The sequence below is a fragment of the Shewanella goraebulensis genome (assembly GCF_030252245.1).
GTDB lineage: Bacteria > Pseudomonadota > Gammaproteobacteria > Enterobacterales > Shewanellaceae > Shewanella > Shewanella goraebulensis.
The window spans coordinates 3,658,250-3,680,761 of record NZ_CP126972.1 but is presented as its reverse complement, the minus strand read 5'-3'; the positions used below and the strand labels follow the sequence as shown (position 1 = coordinate 3,680,761).

Annotated in this window: 17 protein-coding genes; 10 read left to right on the top strand and 7 right to left on the bottom strand. The window is 41.3% G+C overall.

Annotated features, from left to right (window positions below):
* Positions 1 to 28 precede the first annotated feature (28 nt).
* The 3 genes from QPX86_RS15605 to ettA all read right to left on the bottom strand — a co-directional run bounded on the left by QPX86_RS15605 (position 29) and on the right by ettA (position 6,344).
* Positions 29 to 3,142: a multidrug efflux RND transporter permease subunit gene (locus QPX86_RS15605; RefSeq protein ID WP_285163154.1), complete on the bottom strand. Its 3,114-nt coding sequence runs from the start codon at positions 3,140 to 3,142 to the stop codon at positions 29 to 31.
* The gene (locus QPX86_RS15600) at positions 3,142 to 4,290 is read right to left on the bottom strand and encodes an efflux RND transporter periplasmic adaptor subunit (RefSeq protein WP_285163153.1); all 1,149 of its coding nucleotides are present in this window, start codon (positions 4,288 to 4,290) and stop codon (positions 3,142 to 3,144) included. Before QPX86_RS15600 ends, QPX86_RS15605 begins: the two co-directional genes overlap by 1 nt.
* Before the next feature lie 386 nt (positions 4,291 to 4,676).
* Complete coding sequence (gene ettA, locus QPX86_RS15595; RefSeq protein ID WP_102526936.1) at positions 4,677 to 6,344, bottom strand: energy-dependent translational throttle protein EttA; 1,668 nt, start codon at positions 6,342 to 6,344, stop codon at positions 4,677 to 4,679.
* Between the two features lie 188 nt (positions 6,345 to 6,532).
* Between ettA and glyA the strand changes: the two genes are divergently transcribed.
* From glyA to QPX86_RS15550, 9 genes are all read left to right on the top strand, one after another.
* Entirely contained in the window at positions 6,533 to 7,789 is a 1,257-nt protein-coding gene (glyA, locus tag QPX86_RS15590; RefSeq protein ID WP_285163152.1) for a serine hydroxymethyltransferase, read from the top strand.
* Positions 7,790 to 8,012: 223 nt separating this feature from the next.
* A complete protein-coding gene (gene nrdR / locus QPX86_RS15585) occupies positions 8,013 to 8,462 on the top strand; it encodes a transcriptional regulator NrdR (RefSeq protein WP_153914843.1) in 450 nt (149 codons plus the stop codon).
* 62 nt (positions 8,463 to 8,524) lie between these two features.
* Positions 8,525 to 9,664, top strand: coding sequence for a bifunctional diaminohydroxyphosphoribosylaminopyrimidine deaminase/5-amino-6-(5-phosphoribosylamino)uracil reductase RibD (gene ribD / locus QPX86_RS15580; RefSeq protein ID WP_220752831.1), 1,140 nt, complete (start codon positions 8,525 to 8,527; stop codon positions 9,662 to 9,664).
* 109 nt (positions 9,665 to 9,773) lie between these two features.
* Positions 9,774 to 10,430, top strand: coding sequence for a riboflavin synthase (locus QPX86_RS15575; protein WP_220752830.1), 657 nt, complete (start codon positions 9,774 to 9,776; stop codon positions 10,428 to 10,430).
* A gap of 55 nt (positions 10,431 to 10,485) precedes the next feature.
* Positions 10,486 to 11,589, top strand: coding sequence for a bifunctional 3,4-dihydroxy-2-butanone-4-phosphate synthase/GTP cyclohydrolase II (gene ribBA / locus QPX86_RS15570; RefSeq protein WP_220752829.1), 1,104 nt, complete (start codon positions 10,486 to 10,488; stop codon positions 11,587 to 11,589).
* Between the two features lie 121 nt (positions 11,590 to 11,710).
* Positions 11,711 to 12,190: a 6,7-dimethyl-8-ribityllumazine synthase gene (ribH, locus tag QPX86_RS15565; protein ID WP_055023789.1), complete on the top strand. Its 480-nt coding sequence runs from the start codon at positions 11,711 to 11,713 to the stop codon at positions 12,188 to 12,190.
* 14 nt (positions 12,191 to 12,204) lie between these two features.
* Complete coding sequence (gene nusB / locus QPX86_RS15560; RefSeq protein ID WP_076543020.1) at positions 12,205 to 12,609, top strand: transcription antitermination factor NusB; 405 nt, start codon at positions 12,205 to 12,207, stop codon at positions 12,607 to 12,609.
* 91 nt (positions 12,610 to 12,700) lie between these two features.
* Positions 12,701 to 13,657, top strand: coding sequence for a thiamine-phosphate kinase (gene thiL, locus QPX86_RS15555; protein WP_285163151.1), 957 nt, complete (start codon positions 12,701 to 12,703; stop codon positions 13,655 to 13,657).
* On the top strand, positions 13,657 to 14,148 hold the full coding sequence (locus tag QPX86_RS15550; protein WP_285163150.1) for a phosphatidylglycerophosphatase A family protein: 492 nt from the start codon (positions 13,657 to 13,659) through the stop codon (positions 14,146 to 14,148). The genes thiL and QPX86_RS15550 overlap by 1 nt, the downstream gene beginning before the upstream one ends.
* A gap of 153 nt (positions 14,149 to 14,301) precedes the next feature.
* Here QPX86_RS15550 and recN read toward each other — a convergent pair whose 3' ends face one another.
* The 4 genes from recN to barA form a co-directional block, all read right to left on the bottom strand.
* Positions 14,302 to 15,960, bottom strand: coding sequence for a DNA repair protein RecN (gene recN, locus QPX86_RS15545; protein WP_285163149.1), 1,659 nt, complete (start codon positions 15,958 to 15,960; stop codon positions 14,302 to 14,304).
* Between the two features lie 137 nt (positions 15,961 to 16,097).
* Positions 16,098 to 17,063, bottom strand: coding sequence for an AEC family transporter (locus QPX86_RS15540; RefSeq protein WP_220752822.1), 966 nt, complete (start codon positions 17,061 to 17,063; stop codon positions 16,098 to 16,100).
* Positions 17,064 to 17,430: 367 nt separating this feature from the next.
* On the bottom strand, positions 17,431 to 18,045 hold the full coding sequence (locus QPX86_RS15535; protein ID WP_220752820.1) for a YjaG family protein: 615 nt from the start codon (positions 18,043 to 18,045) through the stop codon (positions 17,431 to 17,433).
* A complete protein-coding gene (gene barA / locus QPX86_RS15530; protein WP_220752819.1) occupies positions 18,038 to 20,866 on the bottom strand; it encodes a two-component sensor histidine kinase BarA in 2,829 nt (942 codons plus the stop codon). Before barA ends, QPX86_RS15535 begins: the two co-directional genes overlap by 8 nt.
* A 101-nt stretch (positions 20,867 to 20,967) precedes the next feature.
* On the opposite strand from barA, the gene rlmD reads away from it, so the two are divergent.
* Positions 20,968 to 22,329, top strand: coding sequence for a 23S rRNA (uracil(1939)-C(5))-methyltransferase RlmD (gene rlmD / locus QPX86_RS15525; protein ID WP_285163148.1), 1,362 nt, complete (start codon positions 20,968 to 20,970; stop codon positions 22,327 to 22,329).
* Positions 22,330 to 22,512 lie beyond the last annotated feature (183 nt).

Here is a 22,512-nt window from a genome sequence, read left to right as displayed (position 1 = left end):
CTGTTTATCCATTAGAAGAGTCTGTATTTTAAGACTCGTTTAGTGCTTTGCGCTTTTGCATCTCAATGGCGTCATTGAGTTGTTGTTCTACAAATCCTGGTGAGTGTGTTGCACCTGATATCAACCTATACATAGCAGGGATCACCAATAAGGTCACTAGAGTAGCAAAAGCCATCCCAAAGAACACTACTGTACCAACAGCAATTCGACTTTCTGATCCTGCGCCCGTAGACATAATTAATGGAATAGCGCCTATTAATGTGGTGAACGCCGTCATCAAAATTGGTCGTAAACGTCTCGCAGAAGCATCAATAATTGCTTGTTCTAACGCTAATCCTTTATCGCGCAACTGGTTGGCAAACTCGACAATTAAGATACCGTTTTTAGTTACCATACCAATGAGCATAATCATGCCAATTTGACTGTAAATATTAAGGCCTTGGCTGGTAAGGAAGAGCCCTAAGAATCCACCAAAGACTCCCATAGGTACAGTAAACATGACAACTAAAGGATTGATGAAGCTTTCAAATTGAGCAGCTAGAACTAAATAGGCAACTAACAAAGCTAAACCAAATACAATAAATACACTGCTTTGGTTTTCTTTAAAGTCTTTTGATTCACCAGTGTATGACACGGTAATGTCACTGGGTAACATTTCAATCGCTTTAGCATCGAGAAAATCCAATGCTTCACCTAAGGTGTGCCCAGCTCCAAGGTTTGCTTTCAATGTAATCGACTTTTGCTTATTAAGGTGACTTAACTTTTGCGCTGAAGCTACCTCGTCAATTTGGGTAATCGTATCTAAGGTAATTAACTTACCTGTAGCCGTTCGCATGTAAATTTGACTTAAATCTGCCACGCTATTGAAGCTATTTTCATCGCCACGAAGATAGACATCGTATTCTTCACCACGCTCAATGAAGGTGGTTTCACTACGGCCGCCTAACATGATTTCTAAAGTGTCTGACACTTCCGTGACACTTACACCAAGCTCTGCTGCTCGTTCACGATCCACTGAAACTAATAGCTCTGGGGTGGTTTCGGCATAATCAAGATCTGCACCTTCTAAAATAGGGCTCAAATCAGCCTCAAGCTGTAACTTCTGGGCCCAATCAAATAGTTCATTGTAATCAGAACCACCTAATACAAACTGCACTGGTTCACTTGATTGGCCTCTAAAACCTGGAAGCATAGGTCGAACCATCACATCGGGAATGCCTTCAAGAGCTTTAGCTACAATTCCTAAAGCTTGCTGCGCATTGATGTTTCGGTCTTTCCATTCTTCTAACTGAATGATTACAAAACCAGTTTGGTCGCCTGCTCGGCCGCCAAAAGCGGGAGCTTGAGTACTGAAAGATTTTATGATGCCGTTACCTAACATCGGCATCAAGCGTTCCTCAACAATGTCCATGTTGGCAGCCATACGGTTGTAACTGGTTCCTTCAGCGCCTTTAATAAACGCAAATATAACCCCGCGGTCTTCTTGTGGAGCAAGTTGCGCTGGTACTTGATTTAATAACCAACCACTACCAATGACACAGGCAATGATGACAACAGGCGCTGCTGCTCGATACTGAACAGCTTTTGAGACTACACGGCGGTATTGCTTTTCAAGCTTGTCGAATAACCCATCAACCCATAGGTTAAAACGGTTTGGTTTGACATTGGCTTTAAGCAATTTACTACCCAACACAGGCGTTAAGGTGAGTGCAATGAGAGAGGAAAATAACACCGACACTGCCAACATGACCGAGAACTCAGTAAACAATAGACCTACCATGCCTTCCATGAAGGAAATCGGTAAAAATACCATAACCAGTACTGCAGTGGTCGCCATTACAGCAAAACCAACTTCTCGTGCGCCTTTGTAGGCAGCTAGAATAGGGGGCTCGCCTTTTTCAATGTGATGGAAAATGTTTTCCACAACGACAATAGCATCGTCAACGACTAAACCAATGGACAGTATCAATGCCATTAAGGTTAAAAGGTTAATAGAGAAGCCAAAAGTATTAGCGGCGATAAAGGCTGAAATAAGTGAAACAGGAACCGTGACAGCAGGGATTAAGGTTGCGCGTACTTGACCGATGAAAATATACAGCACTAAAATAACCAGAATGGCAGTGATAATGAGAGTGTTATATACCTCATCGATTGAACGAGAGATAAAAATGGTTGAGTCATAGTCAACAACGAGTGCCGTGCCCTGTGGCAAAAATTCTTGGATTCTATCAACTTCTTTGTGGACGAGTTTCGCGACATCAAGTGGGTTAGCATCAGATTGAGCAATGATTCCTAAGCTAATGTTTGTAACGCCGTCACTTTTAAAAGTCGAGTTTTCGTTTTCTGCACCAATAAAGACATCTGCAACATCTTTTAAGTAAATAGGTGTGCCATCTTCAGCGGTGCGAACAACCAAATAATCAAAGTCATCAGGATTGTTATAAAGCCTTGCAGTTCTTACTGTCATTACCGTGGTGTCGTTTCGGACTTCACCACCTGGTGTTTCCACGTTTTCAGTATTAAGCGCCGAAACAATATCATTGGCTGAAACATTACGGCCAGCCATTAATTCAGGCTTTAACTGTACGTACATGACTTTGTATAAGCCACCCGATAGCGAAATTGAGCTGACACCTGTGATTAAATTGAAACGATCTTCAAGTACTCGCTGGGAGTAGTCAGTCAATTGCGTTCTGTCCATCATTGATGAACTTAAATTGACATATATAGATGGCTCGCCAGAACCATTGTCTTTAGATACTACGGGATCGTCGGCTTCATCGGGTAAGCGACGCTGAGCACGGGCAACTGCATCACGCACATCACTGACACCTTCAGTTAAATCCCAACCCAAAAGAAATGTCACTGTAATGCGAGACATGCCGTTTCGAGTGATAGACTCAATTTCATCTACACCACTGATACCGGTAAGTTCATCTTCAATCGTCGTGGTAATCTGGCTTTCCATAATGGTCGCAGAAGCGCCACTATAGGTTGTCATTACAGTAACAACAGGGTTTTCGACATCTGGCATCTCTCTTACTGACAGTTTTGATAGAGAAACGAGACCAAAAACTACCAGTAATAAGCTGAGAACAATCGCAACAACAGGACGTTTTACGGATACATCAGAGAGCCACATTAACTTTTCTCCTGTACCGCATTCGTGATTGTATCTGCAGATGTTTCGGGTTCTTGCTCTGATGATTCATGAGCTAAACGTGACGCAGTGCTTTGCTGCTCTAACACATCAACTGACACGCCATCACGCATATTAACTAACCCTTGAACGACAACATTATCGCCAATGCTGAGCCCTTCTGTGATGAGCACTTCATTATCAATACGGGCGCCTAAAATGACTTCGGTGCGATTCGCAACATTGTTATTATCAACGAGGTAAACAAAGCGTTTAGTTCCAGAGTACTCAATAGCCTGAACTGGGATAACAGGTTCAGATACAGCAGGGAAGTTAAGCGTTGCGGCCATCATCATGCCCGGCTTTAATTTGTTGTCGGGATTAACAAACTGGACTCTGACGCGTAAATTTAATGTGTCTTGGTTAATACGAGAGTCAATGGCAATAATTTCTCCTTTAAACTCTTGAGATGGCCAAGCGCGGCTCTGAGCTGTAACTTGCATACCATTTGAAAGTAATGATAAGTAATGTTCTGGGACTTGTAGGTCGAGTCTCATGGTTGAAAGGTTATCAAAAGATAAAAGTTCGGTACCGACAGAAATCATCTTACCTACACTAAAATCAATTAAGCCAGCAGAGCCAGAAAATGGCGCATTTAGAGAGTGATAATTTAAATCGGCTTGAGCAGCAGCTAATCGTGCAGCTGCCATATCCACGCTGGCACGCTGGGCATCAATTTCGGTCTGAGTAATTGCATTACTTGAAATCAGTTTTAGAAACTCTTTGAGTTTACGCTTTTCATCGGCCAGATAAGCGGCGGCTTCGGCAGTAGCAGCTTTCGCCTTAGCATCATCTAATTGAACGATGATTTGGCCAGCCTGAATATCTTGATCGGGTTTAATTAAAATTTTACTAATTTGGCCAGCAACTTGAGATGAAATATAGACAGATTGTTCAGCGTCAAGCTTACCTATTAGCGATAATGATTGTGATAGTTCATGCTGATCAACAATGCCGGTGACGACTGGAATAGTTTTCTGCGGCTTCCCTTGCGACTGAGCTTTCGTTTTATCAGCTTGGGATAAACCACTAAAAGACACCACCGCAGCGATAAGGCTGCTGACTATGATAACAATTGCCAATTTTTTCATTTTATGAACTCTAAGAAAATATCATCAGACCGGTTGATGAATTAGGGTCTATTTTAATTAAAAAACGGCATATAAGGGTAAAGGAATGTAAAGCAAAGCATATAAGATTGTAACGAAACATGCTGATAACAAAAGTGTTTATTAAAGTGAACGCAAATGTTGCTAAACGATCTTGGTTGTTACCACTTGCTTACAATTCATGATTTTATATTCAAGAAGTTATTGCTAACCATTGTAAAATGACCACTTAAAATGAAAGTCGATTAGGTCTTTATTTTTGTTTGAAATATTAAAAAGCCCCAGTTTAAACAACCTTTCTTTACAAAAAGGATGATTTAATGGGGCTTAATTATTTTAACGCGTTTTGTTTACACTAACAGGTGGTGCTACTTGGCAATACGCTTGTACTTAAGACGATGAGGCTCAATCGCTTCTGTGCCTAAATGCTCTTTTAACCATGCGGTATATTCTGTGTAGTTACCTTCATAGAAGTTAACTTGGCCTTCATCACGATAATCTAAAATATGAGTGGCGATTCTGTCTAAGAACCAACGGTCATGGGAAATAACCATGGCACAACCAGGGAACTCTAATAACGCTTCTTCTAGCGCACGTAGTGTTTCAACATCTAAGTCATTGGTTGGTTCATCGAGTAGGAGTACGTTACCACCTGCTTGTAGCAGTTTTGCTAAATGGACACGGTTACGCTCACCACCAGACAATGTGCCAATGATTTTTTGCTGATCGCCACCACGGAAGTTAAAGCGGCCAACATAAGCGCGACTTGGGATCTCTGTGTTATTAATACGCATGATATCTTGACCGTCGGAAATTTCTTGCCAAACAGTATTTTTATCATTCATCGAATCACGGAACTGCTCAACAGACGCAATTTGTACAGACTCACCCACTTCGATGCTGCCGCTATCAGGCTGTTCTGCACCTGAAATCATCTTAAACAAAGTTGATTTACCCGCGCCGTTAGCACCGATAATACCGACAATGGCACCTTTAGGGACGGCAAAGGTTAAGTCATCAATCAATACGCGATCGCCATATGACTTAGTTAAGTTATTAACCTCAATTACTTTGTCACCTAAACGAGGCCCTGGTGGAATGAACAATTCATTAGTTTCGTTACGCTTTTGATAGTCGTTGGTGTTCAATTCTTCAAAGCGAGCCATACGGGCTTTGCCTTTAGATTGACGACCTTTACTGCCTTGGCGTACCCATTCTAATTCTTTTTGAATGGTTTTCTGGCGCGCACTTTCTGTAGATGATTCTTGTTGTAGACGAGCATCTTTTTGCTCTAACCACGAAGAATAGTTACCTTCCCACGGAATACCTTCACCACGGTCAAGTTCCAAAATCCACCCAGCGGCATTATCCAAGAAATATCTATCATGGGTAATGGCCACAACGGTGCCTGTGTAATCTTGTAAGAAGCGCTCAAGCCATGCAACAGATTCTGCATCCAAGTGGTTGGTTGGTTCATCAAGTAGCAACATGTCTGGTTTTTCAAGTAACAGACGACAGATTGCTACGCGGCGACGTTCACCACCTGATAATACTTCGATTTTTTCATCCCAATCAGGAAGACGTAAAGCATTCGCTGCGCGATCTAGCACCACATCAAGGTTATGCGCATCTTGAGATTGAATAATCGCTTCCAGTTGACCTTGCTCTTTAGCAAGTGCATCAAAGTCAGCATCAGGTTCAGCATATAGTGCATACACTTCATCTAAACGGGTGAGGGCATTCTTAGCTTCACTTACCGCTTCTTCAATGGCTTCACGTACGGTTTGCGATTCATCAAGCTTAGGCTCTTGTGGAAGGTATCCGATTTTTAGATCTTGCATCGGGCGCGCTTCGCCTTCGATTTCAGTATCTAACCCTGCCATGATACGAAGTAAAGTGGATTTGCCTGAACCGTTTAAACCTAAGACACCAATTTTGGCGCCAGGGAAAAAACTGAGTGAAATATCTTTAAGAATTTGTTTCTTAGGCGGAACAATCTTTCCTACCCGCAGCATACTATAGACAAATTGAGCCATTTTTGAGGTTCTTTGGTGACCAATGATGATGATAATTCTACTTTATTTTTCGGTTAACTCAAATTTTGGATTAATTAAAATAATGATAATTTCCAAAGAAATTCATGTTGTAAATACTGGGATTGTGACGCAGAGCAGAGTAGAATACCGCGCAACCCTATATATAAGAACTGCTGTTGGAGACACCAATGCTAAAGAAAGCTATGAATATCGCGGATTACGATCCACAACTGTTTCAAGCCATTGAAGATGAGACTCGTCGCCAAGAAGAGCACATTGAATTAATCGCGTCAGAAAACTATACCAGCCCACGTGTTCTTGAAGCACAAGGTTCTCAGCTAACTAACAAGTATGCTGAAGGTTACCCTGGTAAGCGTTACTACGGCGGTTGTGAGCATGTAGATATTGCAGAAGAGTTAGCTATTTCTCGTGCAAAAGAATTATTTGGCGCTACATACGCAAACGTACAGCCGCATTCTGGTTCTCAAGCAAACTCAGCAGTTTTCATGGCGCTACTTCAAGGCGGTGATACTGTTTTAGGTATGAGCCTAGCCCATGGTGGTCACTTGACCCATGGTTCTCACGTTAGTTTTTCTGGCAAGCTTTATAATGCTGTTCAGTACGGTATCGATGAAACGACTGGTAAAATCGATTACGCTGAAGTTGAGCGTTTAGCTGTAGAGCACAATCCAAAAATGATTATTGCTGGTTTCTCTGCTTACTCAGGTATTATCGATTGGGGTAAATTCCGCGAAATCGCTGATAAAGTCGGTGCTTACTTATTTGTTGATATGGCCCACGTTGCAGGTCTTGTTGCTGCGGGTATCTACCCGAATCCACTGCCACATGCGCACGTTGTAACGACAACAACTCATAAAACACTTGCTGGCCCTCGTGGTGGTTTAATCCTTTCTGCTGCAAATGATGAAGACATCTACAAAAAGTTAAATTCAGCAGTATTCCCAGGTGGCCAAGGCGGCCCTTTAATGCACGTTATCGCTGCTAAAGCGGTTGCATTTAAAGAAGCTCTCGATCCTGAATTTACCACTTACCAAGAGCAAGTTGTTGCCAATGCTAAAGTGATGGCGAAAACCTTCATTGAGCGTGGCTACGATGTTGTTTCTGGTGGCACTGATAACCACTTATTCTTGCTTGATTTGATTAGCAAAGATATGACTGGTAAAGATGCTGATGCTGCGTTAGGTAAAGCTAACATCACAGTAAACAAAAATTCAGTACCGAATGACCCACGTTCACCTTTCGTGACCTCTGGTCTACGTATTGGTTCTCCAGCGATTACTCGCCGTGGTTTCACAGAAACTGAATCGGTAGAGCTAACAAACTGGATGTGTGATGTACTAGATGACATTACTAATGAAGGTACAATTGAGCGCGTTAAGAACCAAGTGCTTGAGTTGTGTGCTAAATACCCTGTTTACGGATAAAAATTACGGATAAAACCGTTAATTTGTGTTGATAGTCGTTAAGCAAGACCGTGCTAATTAATCCAAGCTTGTATTGCTTCTCTTATTTAGACACATGATCCATTTTAACTAAGTAGGATTATCTTATCGATAAGGTTAACCTTATAAAGTAAATAGGATAAACTTTAATGGCTGTAAGTACTTTGTGCTTACAGCCATTTTATTTTATTTTCCAGGAGCGAATATGCATTGCCCATTTTGTAGCGCGACAGATACCAAAGTGATTGACTCTCGTCTGGTGGCTGATGGCCATCAAGTGCGTCGCCGTCGGGAATGTACATTGTGCCATGAGAGATTCACTACCTTTGAGGGTGCTGAGCTGGTTATGCCACGGGTTATCAAACAAGATGGTACTCGCCAACCATTTGATGAAGATAAACTGCGAGGCGGAATGCTTCGTGCTGTGGAGAAACGTCCAGTATCTATTGACCAAATTGAACAAGCATTAACTAAAATCAAATCTACTTTACGTGGCACTGGTGAGCGCGAAATTGACTCAGCAATGATTGGTAATTTAATGATGGAACAATTAATGGTACTAGATAAAGTGGCTTATATTCGCTTTGCTTCTGTATATCGTGCCTTTGAAGATGTGTCTCAGTTTGGCGAAGCCATCGCTAAACTACAAAAGTAATTTCTGTTCCCAATATTGAGGCTGTAGATTATATTTTGCAGCCACTATTCAAGTAGGTGTTTATGTCTCAGTGGTCCGTTATTGACATCGAAATGATGAGCCTAGCAATTTCATTGGCTGAAAAAGGGCGTTATACCACCCGCCCTAATCCTAATGTCGGCTGTGTTATTGCTGTTGATGATAAAATCATTGGTCAGGGATATCACATTAAAGCGGGCGGCCCTCATGCTGAAATTCATGCCCTTCATGATGTAGACACCAAGCAAAACCAACATAAACTTTCTCTGGCCACCGCCTATGTCACGCTTGAGCCTTGCAGTCATTATGGTCGCACGCCTCCTTGTGCCTTGGCATTAATCAAAGCAGGGGTTAAAAGAGTAGTCGTCGCCGAAGTCGATGCGAACCCACAAGTTGCCGGTAATGGTATAAGGCTTTTAAAAGAAGCGGGCATTCAAGTTGATGTTGGCTTACTTACCGAACAAGCCAAATTACTCAATTTAGGCTTCACTAAAAAAATGACCACAGGCCTGCCTCGCATCACCATAAAATTAGCTGCAAGTATCGACGGTAAAACAGCGCTTTCAAATGGAGTATCAAAGTGGATAACAGGTCCAGATGCACGAGCTGACGTGCAAAAGTTACGCGCTCGTCATTGTGCACTGGTAACGGGTGTTGAAACAGTACTTGCTGATAACCCAACGCTAAATGTGCGTTATGAGGAGTTAGGCAGCTTGAAAAGCTCACTTGTGCCCTCAGATCTGCAACAGCCTTTGCGGGTTATTTTAGATAGTAAAGCAAGGCTAACGAGTGAAATGAAGCTATTTGATTTTACATCACCTGTATTGTTGGTTTCCTGTGTGGATTACCCCGCAGAAGTACAAGAAAAATTTAACAATCATGTTAGTTGTATCACTATTGCCACAAATGAAGATGGACGCGTTGATTTACATGCGTTATTTACTTATTTAGGTAAGCAATGTAACTCAGTACTGGTTGAGGCTGGAGCCTGTCTTGCTGGTAGCGTACTAGATGCAAAACTTGCAGATGAGCTTTATCTTTATCAAGCAATGAAAATTTTAGGTAGTCATGGCCGAAATTTATTACAACTGAACGACTATCAAACTATGGAACAAATTCCTGAGTTACAATTAGTAGATTCGCGCCGAGTAGGCGAAGATCAACGGATGATTTTTAATCTTTAGCTGGTTACATCGTTTACGATAATAACCTTGTTGAGAATGAACCTTTTTGACAAAGCTAATTGAGCTGAATACAACCTATCAGAACTGAACCACAAATAAGTGAGTACTTATGTTTACCGGCATTATTGAAGCCTTAGGCACATTGAGAAAAATCGAGCGTAAAGGTGATGATATTCGTTTAACCGTTGCCAGTGGTCACTTGGATTTAGCTGATGTGAAGTTAGGCGATAGTATTGCCACTAACGGTGTATGTTTAACCGTGGTGGAGTGTTTAGCTGATGGCTATGTCGCCGATATTTCGGCTGAAACGGTCGCGCTGACCGGTTTTGCTAACTATCACGTTGGCCAAAAAGTTAATCTTGAAAAAGCCGTACTGCCAACCACACGTCTTGGTGGTCATATGGTCAGCGGCCATGTTGATGGAATCGCTGTTGTAGAACAACGCAGTGTTCGCGGTAAGGCCATAGAGTTTTGGTTAGCTGCGCCTGCTGAGTTAGCCCATTATATAGCCCATAAAGGCTCAATTACTATTGATGGTGTTAGCCTAACTGTGAATGAAATTGATGGTCATCGTTTTCGATTAACGATAGTGCCGCACACAGCATCAGAAACAACCCTGACAGTATTAAAAGCAGGCGATAAGGTCAATATTGAAGTTGACCTCATTGCACGATATTTAGAACGACTAATGAATCCGGGAAAGCCTGCCAAAGCAACAGGCGGAGTCACGATGGAAATGTTAGCCAGCGCTGGATTTATGCGATAACCCTATTTTTACCCTATATTGCAGATATGGGAAATAACTACATAAAGGTCTTAACATGGCACTACATAGTATAGAAGAGATCATCGAAGACATTCGCCAAGGTAAAATGGTTATCTTGATGGACGATGAAGACAGAGAAAATGAAGGCGATTTAATCATGGCTGCCGAAAAGGTCACGCCAGAAGCAATTAACTTCATGGCCACTTATGGACGTGGTTTAATTTGTCAAACTATGACTAGAGACCGTTGCCAGCAATTAAATTTACCGTTAATGGTGACCAATAATAACGCTCAGTTTTCAACCAATTTCACTGTTTCTATTGAAGCCGCAACAGGTGTGACGACAGGCATATCAGCCCACGATCGTGCTGTTACAGTCCAAGCTGCAGTCGCTAAAGAAGCGAAAGCGGCTGACTTAGTTCAACCAGGCCATATATTCCCATTAATGGCACAAGATGGCGGCGTACTGACTCGCGCGGGCCACACTGAAGCAGGTTGCGATTTAGCTCGATTAGCAGGTCTTGAGCCGTCTGGTGTGATTGTTGAAATCCTAAATGATGACGGCACTATGGCACGTTGCCCTGATTTAGAACTTTTCAGTGAAAAGCACGGCGTTAAAATGGGTACGATTGCTGATTTAATTGAGTACCGTAACACTAAAGAAACTACTGTAGTTCGCGAAGCAGAGTGCAATTTACCAACGCGTTTTGGTGAGTTCAAAATGGTAACTTTCCGAGACACTATCGACAATCAATTACACTACGCATTAGTGAAAGGGGATGTTGAAGAGAACTGTCTAGTACGAGTTCACTTACAGAATACCTTTAATGACTTATTACATTCAGAGCGCGATCAAAAACGTAGCTGGCCTTTAGAGAAAGCCATGGAACGAATCGCATCAGAAGGCGGTGTTTTAGTGTTACTGGGTCATGAAGAGCACTCAAGTGAAATGCTGGCAAAAGTAAAAGCGTTTGAAGCAGAAGACAATGGTCAAGCGCCTGCATCGGCTAAGTGGGAAGGAACATCTCGTAAGGTGGGTATCGGCTCACAAATTCTATCAAGTCTTGGTGTTAGCACAATGCGTCTATTGAGCTCACCGAAACATTATCATTCGTTGTCAGGCTTTGGTTTAGAAGTTACTGATTACATTGCAGAATAATTCACTAATTTAGTGAAGTTAACATTTATCATTAATTGCACAGGACTCAGGGCATTTTGCTGTGGTATTATACCGCCACTTTTGCCCAGAGCTGGGTGCTTTAGCTAATTTAGGTAAGATAATGAACGTAGTTCAAGGTAATATCGAAGCAAAAAATGCCAAAGTTGCGATCGTAGTATCGCGTTTCAACAGTTTTTTAGTTGAGAGTCTGCTTGATGGCGCAATAGATACACTAAAACGTTTTGGTCAGGTTGAAGATGACAACATTACTGTTGTTCGTGTTCCTGGCGCTGTTGAATTACCACTAGCTGCACGTCGTGTTGCTGCATGTGGAAAGTTTGACGGTATCATTGCACTTGGTGCAGTGATTCGTGGTGGTACTCCGCATTTTGATTTAGTTGCAGGTGAATGTAACAAGGGTCTAGCTCAAGTTGCTTTAGAGTTTGATATCCCTGTTTCATTTGGCGTGTTGACCACAGATACTATTGAGCAAGCAATTGAACGCTCTGGTACTAAAGCAGGTAACAAAGGCACTGAAGCTGCCCTAGGTCTGCTTGAAATGGTTAACGTTCTGCAAGAATTAGAACAACAGTTGGTATAGTAGTAGGAAAAGTAATGAAGCCTTCAGAGCGCCGTAAGGCACGCCGTTTAGCTGTTCAAGCTATTTATTCGTGGCAATTAAGCAAGAATAACGTTGCTGATGTTGAACATGAATTTTTAACTGAGCAAAACATTAACGGTGTTGATGTAGCTTATTTTCGTGAATTGCTATCAGGTGTAGCCACGAAAGCAACTCAACTTGATGATCTTCTAAAACCTCACTTAGATCGTGATATTGAAGATGTATCTCCAGTTGAAAAAGCCATTGTGCGCTTAGCTGCATATGAATTAACTTATCGTAAAGATGTGCCATATAAAGTGGCTATCAACGAAGGTATCGAATTAGCGAAAGCGTTTGGTGCTGACGACAGCCATAAGTTTGTCAATGGTATGCTAGATAAGCTTGTTACTCGTAAGTAATGAATGAAAACGGTATCTTCGGATACCGTTTTTGTATGGCTTAGATACTTCTATAAAATATAGGTGGGCGGGCAACCGTACCAGGTTTATCGTGAAAGAATTCCAAATTATTGAACAATTTTTCCGTGATAAAGGTCAGCAGCGCCGTGATGTACATCTCGGTATCGGTGATGATTGCGCAATAGTGCAACCTGCCGAAAACAAATCAATCGCAATTTCTTGCGACACTCTCGTCGAAAATATTCACTTTTTACCAACGATGCCAGCCCATGAGCTTGGTTATAAATCTGTAGCGGTAAACTTGTCTGATTTAGCGGCAATGGGTGCAGATCCTGCTTGGATGACACTCGCATTAACTTTGCCTGATGTTGATAACCAATGGTTACAAGAATTCAGTGAAGGTTTATTTGAGGCTGCAGAATACTACAGCGTGAGTTTGATTGGTGGCGACACGACTCGTGGACCTCGTTGTATTAACATCACCATTCATGGCCAAGTGCCCACGGGCAAAGCATTGACTCGTGGCGGCGCTAAGATTGGCGATTGGATTTATGTTACTGGTACCTTAGGTGATTCAGCCTTAGGTCTAGATGTGCTGCTGGGCAAAAAAGAGGTTGATCCTCAATACAGAGGTTTTTTAATTAATCGCCATTATCATCCAACACCAAGGATTATAGCGGGTCAAGCGCTTCGAACATTAGCAACCAGTGCGATTGATTTATCAGATGGTTTAAACTCAGACATTAAGCATGTTTTAAAAGCCTCGAATGTGGGTGCCATTATTGATGTGAATGAGTTACCGTTATCGCAATCACTTCTTGAGTCAGTAGGCAAAAACGATGCGATCAATTATGCGCTGACAGGTGGTGAAGATTATGAACTACTATTTACTGTACCTGAGTCGCAACGAGGAGCGTTGGATACTGCGTTAATTCATGCTGGTGTTAAGTTTGTCAAAATTGGTCAAATTTGCGCAGGTGATAAATTACGACTGGTAGCCGATGGCCAACCTTTTGAACTCGACTCGAAACACTTTGAGCACTTTTAATGAAATTATTATCAACTGATCCTGCAGTATTAAAACTATCTTTAAAAAATCCAGTGCACTTTTTAGCGCTGGGTTTTGGTAGTGGCTTATCTGCCAAAGCACCGGGTACTTTTGGTACCCTTGCTGCAGTGCCTTTAGTGTATTTGATGGGACACTTAAGCTTAACCGCTTTTATTATTATCACTGTTATCAGTACGCTGGTAGGTTTTTATATTTGTGATAAAGCCGCAAAAGACATGGGCGTCCATGATCATGGCGCTATTGTTTGGGATGAAGTTGCGGGATTGATGATCACCATGATAGCGGCGCCAGCAGGGCTAATATGGATGGTGATTGGCTTTGCTTTATTTCGTTTCTTTGACATTCTCAAGCCTTGGCCTATTCGTTGGTTAGATGCCAAAGTACATGGTGGATTCGGCATCATGATTGATGATGTGCTAGCGGGGATCTTTGCGTTAATCTGTCTACAGGCTATTTATTACTTCGTGTAAATGAAGTCTTCAGTTTTGTGTATTAATAGGTCTTAGAGCCCTATTAATTACTACGAATTCATATACAAAAGCCCACTTAATAGTGGGCTTTTTAGTTTGGTCTCTTAAATTTAAATTCATTACATTGTATTCAAAGCTCATCAGCCTTAATGTTTAATGCAAAAGTTCTCTCGCATTGGCGAGTGTATTCTCGGTAATAACATCACCAGCAAGCAGTCTTGCTAATTCACTAATACGTTGTTCTTTATCCAATGGCTTCATTTGTGTTTCTGTACCGCCACTCTTGGTAAACTTATTCACTAACATATGCTGATGACCGTTACCTGCAACCTGAGGTAAATGGGTTACACAAATAACCTGTGTTGATTCGCCTAGGCTTCTAAGCATTCGCCCGACAACAGCGGCGGTAGGGCCTGAAATTCCCACATCGACTTCATCAAATATTAAGGTTGGAGTAGAAACTTTCTTAGCTGTAATCACTTGAATGCCTAAACCAATACGTGAAAGCTCGCCACCTGATGCCACCTTGGCAATAGGTTGAAGTGGTTGCCCCGGATTAGTCGTGACTTGAAATTCAATTTGGTCACTGCCAGTTAAAGACTGTATTTCAGGGTTAAAGTTAACAGTGATGCAGAACTTTCCTTTAGGCATATTCAATTCATGAATTGATTGAGTCACTAATTTATTTAGCTCTTTAGCGTAACGTAAACGGCTCTGGCTGAGTTTTTGCGCATTTTGGATATAAGCTTGTTTACTGTCATCAACTTGCAGCTGTATTTCATCAAGACGGCTAGCATCATTACTTAACTCTGTGAGTTCCGCTTTTAGTTGTTGATGATGTGCAGCAAGATTTTCCGTTTGTACATGGTGCTTTCTAGCCAGTTGCATTGCTTTAGAAATGCGTTGCTCAAGAAAGGCAAAATGCTCAGGATCGAGTTCAATTCTACTGAGGTAATCTTGTACTTCGCTGCTACTTTCTTGAACTTGAATTAACGCTTCATTAAGCATCTCGGCAATATTTTTAAGTGCAGGGTCAAAACTTTGTAAGTTATCAGCAAAGCCTACAGCACGATTAAGCAATGACTCCACATTATGTTCGTCATCTTCGCTCAGAAGTTGCAGGGTATTTTGACAACTATCTATTAAATCGGTGCCGTTTGCTAGGCGTTTATGTTCTTGTTCAATTTGTTCAAACTCGCCAGGTAACAACGCAAATTCATCCAATTCTTCAACTTGATACTGTACCAATTGCTTTCGGGCGATGCGTTCTTGCTGGTTTTGTTGTAACTGCTTTAGCTCATTTTCGATATTTTTACAGCGTTGGTAACTCTTACTAACGGTATCAAGTAAGAGTTTATGGTTGGCATAGCTATCGAGTAAGGTAAGTTGATGCTCACTTTTAAGCATGGCGTGGTGTGCATGCTGACCATGAATACCGACAAATAATTGCCCCAGTGCTTTTAATTGCGAAAGTGGAACAGGGTTGCCATTAATGTAGGCGCGAGAACGACCGTCAGCGCTGATAGTTCGACGTAATATACATTCATCTTCCACATCGAGATCATTGACTTCAAGCCAACGTTTAGCAAATGGAACATCATCCAAAGTAAAGCGTGCGCTGACTTCAGCTTTATTAGCGCCAGGTCTTACTGTATTGGCATCTGCACGATTACCCAAACATAGACCCAAAGCATCTATAGCAATGGACTTACCCGCACCAGTCTCACCAGTAATACTAGTCATGCCGGCTTTAAAGTCGAGCTCTAGAAAACGTACAATCGCGAAATTATTAATGCTTAATTGGCAAAGCATAATCAATCCTTGTGTGAATAATCATCAAACCACTGTATCTACAAACAGTGTACACTGTTTTTTTATACAGTAAAGCGTCAGCGATAGATTTTTGCCGCTTGATTTTTAATCTCCATTAAAACAATTGCTAAGCTCTGTTAACTCAAGCTATGCAGCATTTTTTCAATAATCGGTAGGGTGATAAAAGTGGCGATAGTACTGATGAGAATACACTTAGCACTTGCTAAACCGTAGGTTTGATAACGCTGAGCGAGTAAGTAAACACTTGCTGCAGTTGGAAGCGCTGCCAGAATAACCCCCATAACAAGCAGTTCAGGGTTAACGCCGAAATAACGTAGCAGCACATAAGCGATTATCGGCTGAAATATGAGTTTTAATATATTCAGCAAAGTCATCTCGATTGCAATATGTCTTCTAGGTGCAGTTTCTTCAGAACCTCCGTGCATAGCTTTAGCCAACACCATACCTATAGCAAATAGTGCGCAAGGACTTGACGTGTTACCAATGAGTCTCATCATCATGCTAATGCTATCAGGGATTGGTATTGTTAACGCTGATGCCATTACACCAAGAATACAGCCAATCACAATAGGGTTACTAATAAGTGCGTTTAACATGATTAAAATAGGATGTCGTTGCTGCTGTTTGTTAATCGCTAACTCCATGCTTACCATGGCAAAGGCAAACATGACAATGGAAAGCAAACTGGCAATCGCAGCAGCGGTAATCGCGTGATTATTGCCTGGATATAACATCATCATTAAGGGAATCCCGATAAAAGCTGTATTACCAAAGCTGGTATTGAGGCCTCTAATTGCAGCAAGTGCAGACTGTTTTTTATCAGCCCATAATGACAACACTGCGGTGACAAAGTAGGTGACAATCATTGCAGCGCCAAATGAGAAAATAAAACCCCATTGTAGGATTTCATTAATATCAGTTTCGGCTAGGGCAATAAATAAAATAGCGGGGAAGGCAACATAATAAACATATTCATTAAGTGTAAAATCGGTGTCATGTGGCAATAGTTTTAGCTTTTGCACAACAAAGCCTAAAAGCATAATACCGAATACTGCTATAAGAGGGGTAAGAATACTGGACATCCCTCATTCCTTCCTTAATGAATTAAGTGATCAGTATAGGCGAATTTCGAGTGTTAATTCTATTGAAAACTTGTCAGCGCCTCATGTTAACTTAATCTACGCCATGCACGATCAAAAACGATAATTGGCAGAATGAACACAAAAGACATGGTGGCTATTTTGCGTAGTTTTGGATTACTAAAATGAGGGTTTTACGTTTTACTTAAGAGTATGGCGTATGAGTTGTTAATTGAGGCCTTAATGCCTTTAAAGTGAAGGGAGCGTCTAATGCATGACTGAAGCATAATTAAATCATGGCCATAGCGACTCCCTTTGATAACACGCAAATGACTAATAACGAATACGTTATTAGTCATTTGGTTGTAAATTATTGCTGAATACTAATCCCAATATTGGATACGCCAGCATCGACGATTTCTTTACGTAGCTCTTTAATGAACTCAGTAGTTAGTTTTGGGTTATCTTCTATGATATCCAATAACATGCCTTGCAGTTCTTTCTCTTCTTGCATCACTGGGTGATTGAAAACAAATTCTTCAACCACTTCTTCGTTCAACTCATCTTGAAGTTGTTCAACACTGATAGCTTCAATGTAATTGGCAACAGTGCTTGAAGAAAGCTTACTGATATTAGTAATGTCTTCTTCGATTTTTCCTTGAATGCCACCTAACAGAGTGGTTAATGCAACGGCTGCATCCATTGCTGGGTAAACACCGTAAGCTTCAAAGTCACTTGGCTCAGGAGTATTATCCTCAAGGCGTTGTAAATGGATATCGTAATTGAACTTAAGCTTCTTGTCGTACTGAGATTGCCAAAGCAAGTCTAAGACTGTGCTTAACATTTTTGGCTCGCCAAACTCACACACTTCTGAAAATAATTGGTAGTTAGGCAGCATACGCTGACAAAGTGCGGTCGCAAATAATTGCTTTTGAGGTAAAGATAACGCTTTTAAGCGTTTAAAAAAGCCGGGTTTATTACTCATTGGGAACATCCGCTGATAACTGTGATATCACTTGATTTGCTGCTGATTCTACCTTAGTTAGCTCATCAAGTAACTCTAGTATTTCCGGTTCTAGATCATCAAGGCTGATTTTTTTCTTCAATGCTGATTCTATCTCTTGGCAAAGCTTTTGAGTATTGGGTACTCCGCAGTAGCAACTGGCGCCATGTAGTTTATGAACTGTTTGCAGCATTAGCTCATTATTGCCATCTTTTAAAGCGGTCTCGATGTCATTAACACTATCGGGTAAAGAGTCGACTAGCATTTGTAGCATCTCGATAGCCAAATCAGGCTTTTGATTCGTTTGCGCTAAGCACAGCTCCCAATTAAGGGTATGTATATCGAAATGGGTAAACTTAGGTTTATTGATCCAACGGTCTATGACGCCTTTAAGTGCGGCTTCATCAATCGGTTTTGGTAAGTAACCATCCATACCACTGCCTAAAATCAATTCTCGTTCTTCAGCAATGGCGTGAGCCGTGACCGCAATAATAGGTGTATTACGATTTAGGGATTCTTGGCGAATAAATTTGGTTGCGGTAATGCCATCGGTGCCAGGCATTTGAATGTCCATAAAGATGACATCGAATGCCTGCTGCTTAGCGTGCTTAACCGCATCATCCCCATTGTTGACAGATATTACGTTGACAACGATTTCTTTTAATAAAGTATCGATTAGCTTTAAGTTTGCAAGGTTGTCGTCAACCGCCAGCACGCTTAAGTTTTTACGTTCATAAACCACGCCTTGAGTTTGCTCTGTTAACAGTGCTTTTTGAGTTGGTGGATGGATCAGCTGGTTTGCCAAATCATAGTCACTGGTTGGCATACTCATTAAAATATCTGAGTTTGGACGCAGTGCTTGATTGAGTATTTCTTGTTGCTCGATGCAATCATGCAGTAACACTAAGCAGGATGTCTTTTGTCTGGCAGCTTTTAAAACTGTCATTAGCTGTTCGATATTCTCAAAGCCGTGACAACTGATCAGAATATAATCATAGTGTACTTGGCTAGATGATAGCGTTGATTCTAAATGATTTACTTGGCCCACTGATGTTAAGTGCAATCCCCAAGCTTCAAAGCGGCGATTGAAGGTATCACGAGTTAATTCACGAGATTCAAATAAAAGTAGCGTTTTATCGCGTAAAGTTTCTAAGTGCAGTACTTCCCCAATATGGAATTGACTCAAGTCTAACGGCAGCATAAACCAAAAAGTTGAGCCTTTATTGGGCGAAGAGGTAAAGCCTATTTGACCGCCCATCTGGTTGATCAAACGTTTAGTGATCACCAGTCCGAGTCCTGTGCCGCCAAACCGTCTTGAAATTGAGGAGTCTGCTTGGCCAAATGCTTGGAATAAATATTCTTGCTGGCTTTCATCAATGCCAATCCCCGTATCTATGACTTCACAGCGTAGGGTGATGTTTTCATCTTTTTGGCCAACCAGATGAATTTTTAATACCACGCTACCGTGGTCGGTAAACTTAATCGCATTACCGATAAGGTTTGTCATGATTTGACCGACACGCATGGCATCACCGCTGACGCTTTCTGGCACGTTATCATCGATATCTATAACTAGCTCAATACCCTTTTGTTGAGCGCTTCCAGATACAATGCTGACGGTTTCTGAGATGGTTTCTCTCAGTGCGAATGGCATTTTTTCAAGCACCATTTTCCCCGCTTCAAGCTTTGAGAAATCAAGGATGTCATTAATAATGCCAAGTAAGTTACTGGCGCTTCTTTCAATTGTTTTGATGTAATCAAGCTGACTTGAATGCAAAGGGGTTTTGATAAGCTGTCTTGAGAAGCCAATCACACCATTCAGCGGGGTTCTTAATTCATGGGACATATTGGCTAAAAATTCAGATTTAATTCGACTGGCTTCTAATGCCCGCTTTTTGGCTAAATCTAATTCAACATTTTGAATTTCGATTTGTTCTAAGGTTTCTCGTAAATCAGAGGTGGCTTGGTCAATATTTTGCTGCATTTCATCATGGTATTCAGATAATGAACTTGCCATGGCATTGATACCACGCTTCAATAAATCAAGTTCACCAATCAGTTGACCATCCAAGCGAGTATCGAGCTTACCCTCACGGATTTTCGCCACCACCCTAACCATTTCAGTAATAGGGTAGTTAACGTGTTTTACTAATCTAAATGTGAAAAATAAGTTTAATTGCACACCAATCAATACGATGACAAAAGCTGCAATAGCAGCGCGGTGTTGTTCAAGCAGTGCATTTTCTTTATTAAGCAGTATCGCAATATAGCCAAGTATCTGCTGACCTTCAGCATTTGTAATCGTGGGTGTTACCGTTTGGCCAGGAGAAGCGGTAGCCGTGTAATTGTTATTTTGTTGATTGACACCAGTATTAGAAATAATGGGGACGCGGATCACCATAGTGTCGTCTATGGTTTCATATTGACTGGCGATTAATGACTCAAGGGCTCTGGTATAACGCATGCTCTCAAAATCTTTGTGATAATGAGAGGTAACAAATAGCTGGTTATCGATATCAAATAAGGCAATGGAATGTATCAAAGAGGAGTTATTAAGTTGGGAAGCAGCTAATAAGCGTTTGCTGGCTTCTCGGTCTTCTGTGACTAAGCCAAATTCACTTGCAATGGCTAAAGGTTCGACAATACTTCTGCCTTGGGCGATTAAGGTTTCTTCAAGTTCATAAAAACGGTTTATGGTGAAGTAACTTCCAAGTAGAATACCCACCATTACAGTAGGCGCTAACGCAAGTACCAGCACCCATGAACGGAGGCTGTATTTGGTCATGTTGTTAGCTTTATTCATCGTGAAGTTGTTATTCCTAAAGACTTTTATCAATTATGTTGTCTAGATTGCCAGAAATGCAGCACTCTTGACCAGTAATTTATTCAAAACCAGAGGCCAAAATGGCGCAATTTTTTAAAGCAAAACCAAACAAGACTAAGCAGTTATCAGCAAAGTTGAGTTTAACGGTATCACAACTCGATCATCTCGGTGCTGGTATTGCACAACATAACGGGAAAGTCGTGTTTGTACCGGGTGCGCTACCTGGTGAAACCGTTACAGCTCAGTTAACCGAGCAAAAGAAAAAATATGCTAAAGCTAAGTTGATAAAAGTTGAGAAATCGACACCCAAGCGTGTCGATGCACAGTGTCCGCATTATCAGCAGTGTGGCGGCTGCGATTTACAACATATGAGCATTGAAGCTCAGCGTGAACACAAGCAATCTGCATTAACTAATTTAATCAGCAAGCTGGCTATCAAAGTTGATTCATCTATGGTGACTGAAGCTGTTATTGGTGAAGCTTGGCATTACCGTCGCCGCGCGCGCTTAGCCACCTTATTTGATAAAAAATCTAAAACCTTACAACTAGGCTTTCGTGCTGCTAATAGCAGCGATATCGTGCAAATCAAGCAATGTGATGTGTTAGCTAAACCCTTATCGGTATTAATAGCGCCATTTACTGAGTTACTCAACCAACTGCAGGCTAAAACTACTTTAGGGCATTTAGAGCTTACTGAAGCAGATAATGGCTTGTTTGCTGTATTGCGACTTACTAAAGATTTAAAAGATGCTGATAAACAACTGTTAGTGAGCTTTGCTCAAACTCATCAGATTAATTTGTTAGTTCAAGACAATGAAAGTGCGATTCATTCACTATATTCTGAGGTTGTCTCTAGTCATCAAGCTGAGCTAGAGTTGCCTCAATACAGTTTAGCTGATGGTAAAGTTGATTGCCGATTTAGCCCTGGTAACTTTGTGCAGGTTAATGCAGATATCAATCAGCGTATGGTTGCCCAGGCAATTGAATGGCTTGAGCCACAAGCGAACGAGCGTATTTTAGATTTATTTTGTGGAGTCGGTAACTTTAGTTTGCCACTCGCAACACAAGCCGCAGATGTTATTGGGGTTGAGGGAGTGCCTGAAATGGTGGCTCAGGCTAAGCAAAACGCCCAAGACAATAACTTAACTAACTTAAGTTTCTTTCACGCCGATCTCAGTGCTGATTTATCTGAAGCATCATGGCTTGGTCGCATCGATAAATTATTACTTGACCCTGCCAGAGCGGGCGCTTTTGAAAGTTTGCAATGGCTTTCTAAAATGAAACCCAAAAAAGTGGTTTACGTATCTTGTAACCCAGCGAGTTTAGCGCGAGACAGCCAAGTTTTGATTGAGCAAGGTTATAAATTGAAAAAAATTACCATGCTAGATATGTTTCCTCAAACTCACCATATTGAAGCAATGGCGTTATTTGAGACAAAATGAAGCAGGCTAAGATAGCTTGAGTGTTGCCAGGGGAACATCCGTTAGCAATCTGATGCTTTATTATTGAAAGCAGATGAATATAAATCTTATTTAAGCTAGAAATTGATGGAAAATTAAACCTTTTTCGTTTTTTTAAGTAAGAATTTGTAAAATGATTAATATTAATTTGACATAGATTACTGA